Genomic DNA, 13,173 nt, shown 5'->3' on the forward strand with positions numbered 1-13,173 from the left:
GTCAGCATCCTGCCAGCACGGCGCGCAGGCGCGCGGCGAACGCGGCCGGCTCGGCTTCGAAGCCGCCGTGGTCGCCGGGGAACGGTTCGGCGGCCAGCCCGAGGTCGGCGGCCAGGCCGAGGCCCGCTTCGTGGGCGGGCAGGCCGGCGGACTTCTCCCCGACGCCGACGACCAGCCGCGCGGACGTCGCCCGCAACGCGTCGAGGTCGGGCTCGTAGGCGCCGATGGCGGCCATCAGGTGCCCGAAGAAGTAGGCGAAGTTGCCTTCCATCACCTTCATGTGGGCGAGTTCTTCGGGGGTGGGGTCGGTGGGCGGGGCGATGTCGAAGCCGGCCATCTCCATGAAGGCGGCGATGGCGGCGCCGATGCCGTGCTCGCGGTAGATCGCCGGGATGTCCGGGCCGTCGAGGACGTCCGGGCCGAGGTAACGCGTGACCGGCGGTTCGTGCAGCACGACGGTGCGGACCTCGCCCGGGTGGCGCACGACGTGCTCCAGCAGCGTGATGGCGCCGCCGCTGCTGGCCAGCACGTCCGCGGGACCGAACTCGGTGAGCAGGCGGTGCACGTCGTCGGCGTGTTCGCGGATGGTGTCGGGGCCGGGTTCGCCGTGCAGGGGGCTGCGGGAGATGCCGCGGGGGTCGTAGGTGACGACGGTGTGGTCTTCGGCGAGGAGCGGCCGGATCGGGGCGAACATCGTGGAATCGGCCGCCCCGCCGGGCACGAGCAGCAGGACGGGGCCGCTGCCGGTGACGTCGTAGGTGAGGGTGGCGCCGGGAACGTCGAGGGTGGTCATGGGGTCTCCTCCGGTCGGGGTTCGTCCTCCCGACGAACGGGATCGCCCGGAACGGACAGCGTCTCCGAAATTCTTCGCGTGAGGTAGGCGCGCTCGGCGTCGGTGGGCGCGAGGTCGCGGGCGGTGGCGTACCACCGGGCGGCCTCGCCGTGGCGGCCGAGCCGGCGGAGGAAGTCGGCGCGGGTGGCCGGCAGCAGGTGGTAGTTCGCCAGGTCCAGCTCGTCGAGCAGGGCGAGGCCGGCCGCGGGGCCGTCGGCCATGCCGACCGCGATCGCCCGGTTGAGTTCGACGACGGCGCTGGGGACGAACTTGCGCAGCTCGCGGTAGAGGCCCGCGATCTGCGGCCAGTCGGTGTCGGCGGCGCGGGCGGCGGTGGCGTGGCAGGCGGCGATGGCGGCCTGGATCTGGTACGGCCCGGGCCGGCGGCGGCGCAGCGCGGTCTCCAGGAGCTGCGTGCCTTCGGTGATGCGCTCGGTGTCCCAGCGGGTGCGGTCCTGCTCTTCGAGCGGGACGAGCTCGCCGCCGGCGCCGGTGCGGGTGGCGCGGCGGGCGTGCTGGAGCAGCAGCAGGGCGAGCAGGCCGAGGGCTTCGGGTTCGTCGGGCATCAGCCCGGCCAGGACGCGGGCGAGGCGGACGGCTTCGGCGGCGAGGTCGGGGCGTTGCAGGTCGGGCCCGGCGCTGGCGGAGTAGCCCTCGTTGAACGTCAGGTACAGCACGCCGAGGACGGCGTTGGTGCGTTCGGGCAGCAGGTGCGCGGGCGGGACGCGGTAGGGGATGCGGGCGTGGCGGATCTTGCGCTTCACCCGGACCAGCCGTTGCGACATGGTCGCTTCCGGGACGAGGAACGCGCGGGCGATGTCGGCGGTGGACAGGCCGGCGAGGGTGCGCAGCGCGAGCGCGACCTGGGCTTCGGTGGCCAGGGCGGGGTGGCAGCAGGTGAAGATGAGCCGCAGCCGGTCGTCGGTGACGCCGCTGTCGTCGGGTTCGGGCGGGTCGGGGACGGGCACGCGGCCGGCCTCCTCGAGCTTGGCGGCGCCGACGGCGTCGCGGCGGAGCCGGTCGGTGGCGCGGTTGCGGGCGGCGGTGGTCAGCCAGGCGCCGGGTTTGCGCGGGACGCCGTCGCGGGGCCAGGTGCGCAGGGCGAGGGCGAAAGCCTCCTGGGCGCACTCCTCGGCCAGGTCCCAGTCGCCGGTGACCCGGATGAGCGTGGCCACGACCTGGCCCCACTCTTCGCGGAACGCGTCGGCCACCGCGGTCTCGACGTCCACCTCTGCTCCTCTCGCCGGTTCACCCACCCGACGAACGGGCCGGCCCGGGACCGACAGCCCGCCGCCGCGGGCTGCCGCCTACCCGGTCGCGGCCGCGTGGCAGGCGCCGAACCCTTCCGCGCGGGCGACGATCCGGCCGCCTTCGACGCGTACGGCCGCTTCGGTGGCGTCGCTGACCGCGGTGATCCCGGCGGCCGCGGCGAACGCGCCGCCCGCGTCGCAGAGGATCCGCAGCCGGGGGTGGTCGGGCGGGGCGATCGCCTGGTCGAGGCAGCCGCGCAGGTCGGCGACGGCGAGGCGGGCCAGCGGGGCGAGTTCGCCGGGGTCGCTGGTGACGAGCACGGCGGTGACGTCGGCGCCGGCGCGGACGGCTTCTTCGAAGGCCGAGGCGCGGTGCAGGCCCAGGACGGTGACGACGCCGTCGCCGGGCCGGATCGCCTCGCCGGTGAGGAGGTCCACGGCCGACGGCGGGCGCCAGGGTTCGTCGGTGGGCCGGGCCTGGGTGGTGATCGGCGGGACCGCGGGCCAGACGTCGCTCAGGCCGAGGTCGAGCAGCGCGGCGCAGGCGGTGACGAGGTGGAACGGCTCCCCGAAGCCGGGCGCGGCCGCGGCGAGCTGGCTCGCGCCGTGCAACGTCGTGAGGGCGGCTTCGGCGACCCGCACGAGCCGCCGTCCCGGGCGGACGCGCTCGAGGGCCAGGCCGAGCAGGATCGCGTTGACGCGCGTGAGCTGCGCGAACGGCCGCCGGGTGTGCTCGTCGGCGAGGACCTCGGGCAGCAGGTCGCGGGCGAGGCGGGTGTCTTCGCTGTCGCTGTCGGTGGCCAGGGGCAGGCGCGCGACCCAGGCGCGGGCGAACGCGGCCAGGACGTCGGCCGCGCCCGCGTCGGCCGGCGGGGTGGCGGGGCGGGGTGCGCGCTCGGCGAGGTCGGCCAGGACGGCGAAGTAGAGGGCGCGCTTGCCGGGGAAGTTGGAGTAGACCGCGCCGCGGGTGAGCTCGGCGCGGTCGGCGATGACGTCGATCTTGGCTTCGCGGAAGCCGCGGCGGGCGAACTCGTCCCGCGCGGCGGCCAGGACCTTGGCGCGGTTGCGTTCCTGGGTTTCCGCCCTGCTGAGCCTGACCATCGTCCTCCTTGCCGCGGTGTCGCGGATCAAGATACCGTGACCACTGAGATGATATGAACATCTGATGTAAACATCTGGAGTGGTGGATGACCCCCGAAATCGATCTCACGGACCTCGAGGTCCTCACCGACCCGTTCCCCGCCTACGACCGGGCGCGGGAGGTGAGCGCGGTGGCCAAGCTGGTCATTCCCGGGTTCGGCCCGTTCTGGGCGCTGACCCGCTACACCGAGGCGCGCGCGATGCTGGCCGACCCGCGGTTCGAGGTCCGGTCCGAGAGCTTCCTGCGGCCGCCGGGCATCCCGGAGCACTGCCTCGAGTACATGAAGACCATGGCCGAGCAGGACGGGCCCGAGCACCTGCGGCTGCGGCGCCTGGTCGCCCCGGCGTTCACCCCGAAGCGCGCCGCGCAGTTGCGCCCGCGCCTGGCCGCCATCACCGGGCGGCTGCTCGACGCGCTGCCCGCCCACGTCGAAGACGGCCTCGTGGACCTGGTGGCGCACTTCGCGCGGCCGCTGCCGATGGACGTCATCTGCGAGCTGGCGGGCATCCCGGACGCCGACCGCCCGCGCTGGCGCGAGTACGGCGCCGCGGTCGCCAGCGGGGTGGGCCCGGACTTCGCCGCGGCCATCCCGGCGATCATCGAGGGCGCGAAGGAAGCCGTGGCGCGCAGCCGGGCCGAGCCGGGTGACGACCTCATCGGCGACCTGGTGCGCGCCCAGGACGACGACCGGCTCACCGACACCGAGCTGGTCACCCTGGTCTGGCACCTGGTGCTGGCCGGGCAGACGCCGGTGAACCTCGTCGCCAACGCCGTCGAAGCGCTGCTGCGGCACCCGGACCAGCTGGAACTGCTGCGAGCGGACCCGGGGTTGTGGCCGGGGGCGGTCGAGGAGCTGATGCGCTTCTGCAGTCCGCAGCTGCTGACCACGCCGCGGTTCGCGCGCGAAGACGTCGAGATCGACGGCGACCTGATCCGCGCGGGCGAGCGGGTGACCGCGGCGATGGTCGCCGCCGACCGCGACCCACGGGTGTTCGACGGCGCCGGCCGACTCGACGTCACCCGGCAGGGGCCGGCGCAGCTGGGGTTCTCGCACGGCCCGCACTTCTGCCTGGGTGCGTCGATCGCGCGGGTGGAGACCGAGGTGGCGCTGTCGATGCTGTTCGAGCGCTACCCGGACCTGGCGCTGGCCGGCGACGTCCCCCGGGCCCCCGACGGCGGGACCTGGCGGCCCGCCCGGCTACTCCTGGCGCTCTGAGATGAGCGCCCCGATGCCGTCCAGGATGCGGGCGAGGCCGAAGCGGAAGGTGTAGCCCGGGTTCTCCGCGGCGTTGTGGGCCTCGCCCGCGGCCGTGCCGACCCGGGTGGAGATCGGGTGGTGCGCCGCGCCGGCGGCCGGGATGTCGGCCAGCACCGGCGCGGCGCGGTCCCACCACTGCGCGTCGGTCAGGCCGCTGGCGCGGACCAGGCGGGCGTTGTCGACGGAGCTGCGCGCGGTGGTCCGGACGAGGCCGGTGATCAGGCTGACCACGGCGTCCATCTCGACGTCGTCGAGGCCGATGCCTTCGACCGCGCGCAGCTCGTTCTCGTACTTGGCGAAGCTGTGCGGACCCAGCGGCGAGCGGCTGGTGGTGAGCTGCAGCAGCCAGGGGTGCCGGTGGAAGAGCGCCCACTGCGCTTCGGCGACGGCGGTCAGCGCCGTGCGCCAGCCGAGGCCCGGTTCGGTGGCCGGGAGCTCGCCGTGGACGTGGTCGATCATCAGGTCGATCAGCTCGGCCCGGCCCGGCACGTAGGTGTAGAGGGACATGGGGGAGACGCCGAGGAGCTCGGCGACGCGGCGGATCGTGACCGCCTCGATGTCGTCGGCGTCGGCCAGCAGCACGGCCGCGCGGACGACGTCGGCGGTGCTCAGCTTCGGCTTCGGGCCGCGGCGCGGGGCCGGCGAAACGCCCCAGAGCAGCTCGATCGCCCTTCGCGGGTCGCTTTCGCCGTTGTCCTCGGTGCTCACGCCGGCCATTGTGCCCACCCGTTCTTCGTACTTTGTACAGAGTTGTGCTAACCTCTTCTTCGTACACGGTACAGAGTAAAAGGGGGAGCATGATTCCGCAGATCCACGCCGAGGGGGTGCGCAAGCGCTACGGCGACGCGTACGCCCTCGACGGGTTCGATCTCTCCGTCCCGGCCGGCACCGTGTGCGGCCTGCTGGGACCGAACGGCGCGGGCAAGACGACGGCGGTGCGCGTGCTGTCCACGCTGCTGCGCCACGACAGTGGCGTCGCACGGGTGGCCGGCTTCGACGTCGCCACTGAATCAGCGAAAGTGCGGTCCTCGATCGGGCTGGTCGGGCAGCAGGCCGCGGTCGACGAGATCCTGTCCGGGCGGCAGAACCTGGTGCTGTTCGGCCGGCTGCACCACCTGGGCCGGCGCGAGGCCGCGCGCCGCGCCGACGACCTGCTGGAACGGTTCGGCCTCGCCGGCACCGGGCCGAAACCGGTCTCGGCGTACTCGGGCGGGATGCGGCGGCGGCTCGATCTGGCGGCTTCACTGCTGGCGGCGCCGCGGGTGCTGTTCCTCGACGAGCCGACCACCGGCCTGGACCCGCGCAGCCGCCTCGAGGTCTGGCGGGCCGTGCGGTCACTGGTCGCCGACGGCACGACCGTGCTGCTCACGACCCAGTACCTGGAGGAAGCCGACCAGCTGGCCGACCGGATCTCACTGGTCGAGCGCGGCCGGGTGGTCGCCGAAGGCACGCCGGCCGAGCTCAAGGGCTCGCTCGGAGCGACCCGGATCGAGCTGGTGCTGACCGATCCGGACGCCGTCGGCTCGGCGGCGGCGTTGCTGGCCCGGGTGACCGGCGCCGCGCCGGTCACCGAGGAACTGCGGGTCAGCGCACCGGCCGAACCGGCGATGCTGACCGACGTCGTGCGCGAGCTGGCGGCATCGGAACTGGCGTTCGCCGATGTGGCGCTGCGGCACCCGACGCTGGACGAGGTGTTCTTGGAGCTGACGGGGGTGGCGCGATGAGGTGGGCACTGGAAGACGGCTGGACGCTGACCCAGCGCTACCTGGCCCAGCTGGCGCGGCGCCCGGCCCGGCTGGCCACCGTGGTGGCGTTCCCGATCCTGATGGTGCTGATCTTCGCCTACCTGCTCGGCGGGGGGATGAGCGTGCCCGGCGGCGGCTCCTACCGCGAGTTCCTGATGCCGGGGATGTTCGCGATGACCATGGCGTTCGGGTTGTCGGGAACGATGATCGCGGTGCTGGACGACGCGGCCAAGGGCGTGACCGACCGGTTCCGGTCGCTGCCGATGGCGCCGTCGGCGGTGCTGACCGGCCGGGTGGCCGCGGACCTGGCGAACGCGGTGCTCGCACTGGCGGTGCTGCTGGGCTGCGGGTTCGCCGTCGGCTGGCGGCCGCACGGCTCGCCCGGCGAGACGCTGGCCGCGCTCGGGTTGCTGCTCCTGCTGCGCACTGCGCTGGTGTGGGCGGGGATCTACCTGGGGCTGCTGACCTCCGACCCGGCGATGGTCACCCTCGCGCAGACCCTGGAGTTCCCGTTCGGGTTCCTCTCCAGCGCGTTCGTGGCGACCGCGACGATGCCGGCGTGGCTGGGAACCGTGGCGGAGTGGAACCCGTTGTCCTCGACGGTGACCGCCGCCCGGGTGCTGTTCGGCAACCCCGGCGCGGCCGGGACGTCCTGGGTGAGCACGCACCCGGTGCCGATGGCCGTGGTCTGGCCGCTGGCGCTGCTCGCGGTCTTCGTGCCGCTGTCCGTGCGCCGATACAGGAGGCTGGGGAACTGAACGTCGACTTCACACCGGGGGAACCACCACGGGCGGGGCGGCTCGTCGTCGACGGCCGCGATCTGTCCATTGTGGAAGGCCTGGGGGAACTGCTGGGCGGCGCCGAGGGGTTCTGGGCGGCCGCGGCGACGGCGGCGCTGCGGCTGGTCGCCGCGGGACGGCTGCTGCCGGGGGTGACCGCGGCCGGGTACGACGCCTGGCGCGTCGGGCCGCTGGAACCGGCCGAAGCCGCGTGGCTGCGCGAGCTCGCGGCCGCGATGCCGCCGGACGAACGGGCGCCGGAACCGCTGCTGCGGGCGTTCCTCGACGCCGTCGCCGACACGCTGCCCCGCACCCCCGCCGCGGCGAAAGCGGCCGGGACGCGGTTGTTCGCCGCGGTCGCGCCGCAGCGGGCCGAACCACTGCGCGACTGGGCGGACGAACTGGCGGCGGGCCTGGACTCGGGCATCCGGGTGTCGCTGCGGATCGAGGCGCCCGGCGGATTCGACGCCGGGCGCTACCGCGCGGTGGTGCAGGTGCACAGCCTCGCCGATCCGGGACAGGTCGCCGACGCGGCGGAGCTGTGGGAGACCGGCCGGTTCGGGCCGCGGGCGCGCATCGACGTCGTGCTGGCGCTGCGGCGGGGTGCGCAGGTCTGGCCGGCGCTGAGCCCGTTGCTGACCTCGGCGGTGCCCGACGAGCTGGCGCTGGGCGAGGACGAGGTGACCGAGCTCGTCGCGGCCGCGGCCCCGCGGCTGACGGCGGCCGGGATCGAGGTGCACTGGCCCGCCGAGCTCGCGGGGTCGCTGACCGCGCGGGCGGTGGTCCGCGCCGGCGACGCACCGGGTGACCTGCCCTGGTTCTTCGGCGGCGGGCGCGCCTTGGAGTTCGACTGGCAGCTCGCCCTGGGCGGTGAGGTGCTGACCGAGGCGGAGCTGGACGCGCTCGCCGAGGCGCGCCGCGCGGTGGTGCGGCTGCGCGACCGGTGGGTGCTGGTCGACCCCGCGCTGGCGGCGAAGGCGCGGGAACGGGTGCTGAAGCCGCTGACGCCGGTCGACGCGCTCGGCGCGGTGCTGACCGGCACCACCGAGGTCGACGGCGAAGCGGTCGAAGTCGTCACCGAGGGCTGGCTGGCGCGGTTGCGGGAGCGGCTGTCCGCGCCGCCGGAGCCGGAGGTTCCGCCGGCCGGGCTGGCCGCGCAGCTGCGGGACTACCAGCTGCGCGGGCTCCAGTGGCTGGCCACCGTGACCGGGCTGGGCCTGGGCGGCTGTCTCGCCGACGACATGGGCCTCGGCAAGACGGTCACGCTGATCGCGTTGCACCTGCACCGCGCTTCGGGTCCGACGCTGGTGGTCTGCCCGGCCTCGCTGCTGGGCAACTGGGAGCGCGAGATCCGCCGGTTCGCCCCCGGTGTCCCGGTGCGGCGGTTCCACGGCAGCGCCCGCTCGCTCGAGGACCTCGACGGGTTCGTGCTGACGACGTACGGCACGCTGCGCACCGATCCGGCGCCGCTGGCCGGGGTGCGGTGGGGGCTGCTGGTCGCCGACGAGGCCCAGCACGTGAAGAACCACCGCTCGGGCACGGCGAAGGCGTTGCGGCAAGTGCCGGCGGCGGCGCGAGTGGCGCTGACCGGCACGCCGGTGGAGAACACGCTCTCGGAGCTGTGGGCGATCCTGGACTGGTCGGCGCCGGGACTGCTGGGGTCGCTGGCGGAGTTCCGGGAGCGCTGGGCGAAGCCGATCGAGGCCGGGGACCCGGCGGCGGCCGAGCGGCTTTCCCGGCTGTTGCGGCCGTTCCTGCTGCGGCGCCGCAAGTCCGATCCCGGGATCGCCCCGGAGCTGCCGCCGAAGACCGAGACCGACCGGCCGGTGGCGCTGAGCCCGGACCAGGCGGCGCTGTACGAGGCGGTCGTGCGGGAGCTGATGGCCGACATCGCCGCCAGCGACGGGATGGCGCGGCGCGGCCGGATCGTGAAGCTGCTGACCGCGCTCAAGCAGATCTGCAACCACCCGGCGCAGTACCTCAAGGAACCGGGTGGCCGCTCGGGCAAGGTGGAGCTGCTCGACGAGCTGCTGGACACGATCCTCGCCGAGGGCGGCGCGGTGCTGGTGTTCACCCAGTACGTCGCCATGGCGCGGCTGCTGGAGAAGCACCTGGCCGGCCGCGGGATCGCGACGCAGCTGCTGCACGGCGGCACCCCGGTGGCCCGGCGCGAGGAGCTGGTGGCGCGGTTCCAGGACGGCGCGGTGCCGGTGTTCCTGCTGTCGCTGAAGGCGGCCGGGACGGGGCTGAACCTGACCCGCGCCGACCACGTCGTGCACTTCGACCGCTGGTGGAACCCGGCGGTGGAGGACCAGGCGACCGACCGGGCGTACCGGATCGGGCAGACGAAACCGGTGCAGGTGCACCGGCTGGTGGCCGAGGGCACGGTCGAGGACCGGATCGCGGCGATGCTGCGGGAGAAGCGGGCGCTGGCGGACGCGGTGCTGGCCGGTGGCGAGGCGGCGTTGACGGAACTGACCGACACCGAGCTCGCGGAGCTCGTCGAGCTGAGGAGCCGCGGATGACCGACGACCGGGTGCGCGGGTTCCCCGCGTTCGGGGCGGCTGGGCGCTTCGCCCGCACGTGGTGGGGGCGGGCGTGGGTGCGCGCGATGGAGGACACCGCGCTGGACCTGCGGCAGCTGAAGAAGGGCCGCCGGTACGCCGCGGCCGGGCTGGTCGGGCCGATCACGGTCAGCCCGGGCCGGATCGCGGCGGTGGTCGAGGACGCCGACGGCGGCCCGTACCGCACGGAGCTGCGGCTGGCGGAGCTCTCGGACGGCGACTGGACGCGGTTCTTCGACCGGGTCGCGTCGCGGTCCGGGCACCTGGCGGCGCTGCTGGACCGGGACATGCCGCACGACCTGGTCGAGGCGGCCGACGACGCCGGGGTGCACCTGCTGCCCGGGATCGGCGACCTCGACCCGGAGTGCGACTGCCCGGGCTGGGAGCTGCCGTGCCGGCACGCGGCGGCGTTGTCGTTCCAGGCGTCGTGGCTGCTGGACGCGGACCCGTTCGTGCTGCTGCTGATGCGCGGGCGCGGTGAGCGGGAGATCCGGGCGGAGCTGGAGAGCCGGCTCGCGCCGGTGGCCGACGCGGTCGTGGCGGCGGACCGGACGCCGGGGCCGCTGCCGGACTTGGCGGCGTTCCGGCCGTCGGGTTCGCCGTCCATCCCGGCGGCGCCCGGGGTGCCCGCGGAGGCGTTCGCGTTGCTGGCGGCCAGCGCTTCGGCGCAGGCGCGGGCGGTGCTGGCCGGTGAGCCGTGGCCGGGTCGGCGGGCCGACGCGGTCCGGCTGGCGGCGCGGTTCCCCGCGGTGGCCGACCGGCTCGGGACGGGGGCCGGGTTCGATCGGGCGGTGGCGGCGTGGACGTTCGGGGGCCGGGACGGGCTGGAGGTGCTGGACTCGGCGTGGAGCCCGCCGAAGCCGGTGCTGGCGGCCGCGCGGGCCGCGCTGGCCGGTGAGGACCCGGTGTTCGAGCGCAACCACTGCACGTTCGGGGAGGTGCAGCTGCGGCTGGATCGCCGCGGCCGGTGGCACCCGTACCGCCTCGACGGGGACACCTGGTGGCCGTCGGGACCGCCGGAGCCGGATCCGGGGTTGTTCTCGGGCTGAAATCCGCGGAATTCGCGGTATCCAGCGCGGGGGCTGCTGCCTCCTGTCCCGCGACGGCGGCGTTCCGCCGGGCCACTGGGGGTGCGGGCGCGCGGGCTCGTCCCCGCGCGCCCGCCCGGCGCCTTTTTGTCGGTGCCCGCCGCTAGCGTTCGGGCATGGACCCCCTTGCCGCCGACCTGCGGCGCTACCTCCAGGAGAACCGGGACCACGTGGTCTCGACCCTTTCGGGGCTGAGCGAGTACGACGTCCGGCGTCCCCTCACCCCGACCGCCACCAACCTGCTGGGCTTGGTCAAGCACCTGGCCGGGGGCGAGTTCGGCTACCTCGGCGACTGCGTGGGCCGGCCGGCGCCGGTCACGCTGCCGTGGGTGGCCGACGGGTCGATCTGGGACAGCGCGGACATGTGGGCGACCGCCGGGCAGAGCCGGGAGGAGCTGCTCGAGCTGTACCGGACGGCGTGGCGGCACTCCGACGAGTCGATCGCGCTGCTGCCGCTGGACGCGCCGGCCGAGGTGGCGTGGTGGCCGGAAGCGCGCCGCCGGACGACGTTCGGCTCGCTGCTGGTGCGGGTGGTGGCCGAGACGGCGCACCACGCGGGGCACGCCGACATCGTGCGCGAGCTGATCGACGGCCGGCCGGGCGGCGACCACGACGACATCGGCGACGCCGCCTGGTGGGCGGACTACGTGTCCCGCGTCCAGGCGGCCGCCGACCACCACCGTCAGCCCACCGGGGAGGCCGTGTAGTCCTTGACCCGCATCGAGTCGTGCATGCGCACGCCGCCGGTGTTCAGCTTCGCGACCGCGCGGCTGAACCCGGCCGGCAGGGCCGAGACCAGCCGGCCGCCGGTGGCCAGTGCCCAGACACCCGCGCGGGAGGCCGGGATCAGGCTCCGGGCCGCGCCGGCGGCGAAGGCGCGGCTCTGGCGGACCAGTTCGGCCATTTCCCGTTCGTAGGCGGCGAAGGCGCGTTCGTGGTCCCCGCCCGCCGCGGCCAGTTCGCCGGCGAGGACGTACGCGCCGAGCACGGCCAGGCTCGTGCTGCCGCCGACCGCCGGGCTGGGGCAGTAGCCCGCGTCGCCGACGAGGGTGACGCGGCCGCGTGACCAGGAGTCCAGCCGCAGCTGGGTGATCGAGTCGAAGTAGAACGGACCCGGGCCGTCGAGGCCGGCGAGCCAGCCGTCGACCTGCGGGTGCATTCCCGCGTACGCCGCGCGCAGCAGCTCTTTCTGCCGTGGGACGTCCCGGTGGTGGTAGTCGAGCTCTTCGTCGCGGCGGAACAGGAACACCGCGCGGGCCTCGTCGAGGTGGCGGGCGCTGTAGATGCCCGCGGTCCGGCCGGGCCCGAGGTGCAGGACGGTCTCGCCGTCGCCGAGGCCGGAGGTGCCGGGCAGGGACAGCACGGCCAGGTAGGCGCCGATGAACTTCGTGAGCCCGGCTTCTTCGCCGAAGACCAGGCGCCGCACGTTCGAGTGCAGTCCGTCGGCGCCGACGATCACGTCGAAGCGCCGCGGCGGGGCGTGGTCGAAGGTGACGTCGCCGTCGGGGGAGATGGCGGTGATCGAATCGCCGAAGAGGTACTCGGCGTCGTCGCGGCCGGCGTCGTAGTAGATCTCGCTGAGGTCGTCGCGCATGATCTCGACGTGCCGGTCGGAGGTGGCCCGGTAGATCTTCGACAGGTCCACCCGCGCGGGACGGCGGGCGCCTTCGCGGTGCAGCGTCATCCGGGTGGTGCCGGTCTTGAGCGCTTCCACGCGCGGCAGGACGCCCATCTTCTCGGTGATGTCCATGGCGGGCCGGAACAGGTCGACCGCGTGGCCGCCGGTCTTGCGCAGCGCCGGGGCGCGTTCGACGACGGTGACGTCGAAGCCGTGGCGGGTGAGCCAGTACGCCAGCACCGGGCCGGCGATGCTCGCGCCGGAGACGAGGATCCGCATGAGTACCTCCCTGACTTAACGGTAGGTAAGTTGTAGCACGTCTGCTTACCTATCGGTAAGTCAGTTATGCTGTGGCGGTGCCGAAACCCTCCGACACCAAGCAGCGCATCCTGGACGTCGCTCGCGACCTGTTCACCAGCCAGGGCGTCCAGCGCACCAGCCTCCAGGACATCGCCGGCCGGCTGGGCATCACCAAACCCGCGCTCTACTACCACTTCCCCTCCCGCGACGACCTCGTCCGCAGCATCGTCCAGCCGATGCTCGACGACGGCGAGGCGTTCCTCCTCGCCCAGGAAGCCCGCAGTGACGCGCCGGTGCGGGAGCTGATCGAGGGGTTCTTCGACTTCAACTACCGCCACCGCGCGGACGTGATCATGCTCCTGGCCGAGATGCCGACGCTGGCCGACCTCGGCCTGATCGACAAGGCACTGGGCTGGCGCACCCGGCTCACCGCGCTGATCTGCGGCCCGTCGCCGACCCTCGAGCAGCAGGCCCGCGCGATCCTGGCGCTGGGCGGCCTGCAGGACGTCTGCATGCAGTTCCCCGACGCCGCCGTCGCCGAGCTCAAAGCCGCCGCGGTCGCCGGCGCCCTCGACGCCCTCGGCGGCTGATGTCGAAA

At 74.3% G+C, this 13,173-nt stretch carries 12 protein-coding genes; 7 read left to right on the top strand and 5 right to left on the bottom strand.

Features of this window, described 5'->3' with window-relative positions:
• Window position 1 precedes the first annotated feature (1 nt).
• The 3 genes from AB5J73_RS36315 to AB5J73_RS36325 form a co-directional block, all read right to left on the bottom strand.
• Complete coding sequence (locus tag AB5J73_RS36315; RefSeq protein ID WP_370963336.1) at window positions 2–793, bottom strand: alpha/beta fold hydrolase; 792 nt, start codon at window positions 791–793, stop codon at window positions 2–4.
• Window positions 790–2,061 carry an RNA polymerase sigma factor gene (locus tag AB5J73_RS36320; RefSeq protein WP_370963337.1) on the bottom strand — a complete coding sequence of 424 codons (1,272 nt, stop codon included), beginning with the start codon at window positions 2,059–2,061 and terminating at the stop codon, window positions 790–792. The genes AB5J73_RS36315 and AB5J73_RS36320 overlap by 4 nt, the downstream gene beginning before the upstream one ends.
• A gap of 78 nt (window positions 2,062–2,139) precedes the next feature.
• The gene (locus tag AB5J73_RS36325) at window positions 2,140–3,183 is read right to left on the bottom strand and encodes a TetR/AcrR family transcriptional regulator (protein ID WP_370963338.1); all 1,044 of its coding nucleotides are present in this window, start codon (window positions 3,181–3,183) and stop codon (window positions 2,140–2,142) included.
• Window positions 3,184–3,269: 86 nt separating this feature from the next.
• Here AB5J73_RS36325 and AB5J73_RS36330 point away from each other — a divergent pair, with 86 nt between their 5' ends.
• Complete coding sequence (locus tag AB5J73_RS36330; RefSeq protein ID WP_370963339.1) at window positions 3,270–4,439, top strand: cytochrome P450; 1,170 nt, start codon at window positions 3,270–3,272, stop codon at window positions 4,437–4,439.
• Here the strand turns inward: AB5J73_RS36330 and AB5J73_RS36335 are convergent.
• Complete coding sequence (locus AB5J73_RS36335; protein ID WP_370963340.1) at window positions 4,422–5,198, bottom strand: TetR/AcrR family transcriptional regulator C-terminal domain-containing protein; 777 nt, start codon at window positions 5,196–5,198, stop codon at window positions 4,422–4,424. The two genes, AB5J73_RS36330 and AB5J73_RS36335, sit on opposite strands and share 18 nt — an antisense overlap.
• Window positions 5,199–5,278: 80 nt before the next feature.
• Here AB5J73_RS36335 and AB5J73_RS36340 point away from each other — a divergent pair, with 80 nt between their 5' ends.
• From AB5J73_RS36340 to AB5J73_RS36360, 5 genes are all read left to right on the top strand, one after another.
• Window positions 5,279–6,205, top strand: coding sequence for an ATP-binding cassette domain-containing protein (locus tag AB5J73_RS36340; RefSeq protein WP_370963341.1), 927 nt, complete (start codon window positions 5,279–5,281; stop codon window positions 6,203–6,205).
• The gene (locus tag AB5J73_RS36345) at window positions 6,202–6,984 is read left to right on the top strand and encodes an ABC transporter permease (protein WP_370963342.1); all 783 of its coding nucleotides are present in this window, start codon (window positions 6,202–6,204) and stop codon (window positions 6,982–6,984) included. Before AB5J73_RS36340 ends, AB5J73_RS36345 begins: the two co-directional genes overlap by 4 nt.
• A gap of 71 nt (window positions 6,985–7,055) precedes the next feature.
• A complete protein-coding gene (locus tag AB5J73_RS36350) occupies window positions 7,056–9,530 on the top strand; it encodes a DEAD/DEAH box helicase (RefSeq protein WP_370963343.1) in 2,475 nt (824 codons plus the stop codon).
• Window positions 9,527–10,618, top strand: a complete 1,092-nt coding sequence (locus AB5J73_RS36355) for an SWIM zinc finger family protein (RefSeq protein WP_370963344.1) — start codon at window positions 9,527–9,529, stop codon at window positions 10,616–10,618. Before AB5J73_RS36350 ends, AB5J73_RS36355 begins: the two co-directional genes overlap by 4 nt.
• A gap of 155 nt (window positions 10,619–10,773) precedes the next feature.
• Window positions 10,774–11,364: a DinB family protein gene (locus tag AB5J73_RS36360; protein ID WP_370963345.1), complete on the top strand. Its 591-nt coding sequence runs from the start codon at window positions 10,774–10,776 to the stop codon at window positions 11,362–11,364.
• Here AB5J73_RS36360 and AB5J73_RS36365 read toward each other — a convergent pair.
• On the bottom strand, window positions 11,340–12,554 hold the full coding sequence (locus AB5J73_RS36365; protein ID WP_370963346.1) for an FAD-dependent monooxygenase: 1,215 nt from the start codon (window positions 12,552–12,554) through the stop codon (window positions 11,340–11,342). The two genes, AB5J73_RS36360 and AB5J73_RS36365, sit on opposite strands and share 25 nt — an antisense overlap.
• A 77-nt stretch (window positions 12,555–12,631) precedes the next feature.
• Here AB5J73_RS36365 and AB5J73_RS36370 point away from each other — a divergent pair, with 77 nt between their 5' ends.
• On the top strand, window positions 12,632–13,165 hold the full coding sequence (locus AB5J73_RS36370) for a TetR/AcrR family transcriptional regulator (protein WP_370963347.1): 534 nt from the start codon (window positions 12,632–12,634) through the stop codon (window positions 13,163–13,165).
• Window positions 13,166–13,173: the final 8 nt, after the last annotated feature.

Source organism: Amycolatopsis sp. cg9, assembly GCF_041346945.1.
In the GTDB taxonomy this organism is placed as follows: domain Bacteria; phylum Actinomycetota; class Actinomycetes; order Mycobacteriales; family Pseudonocardiaceae; genus Amycolatopsis.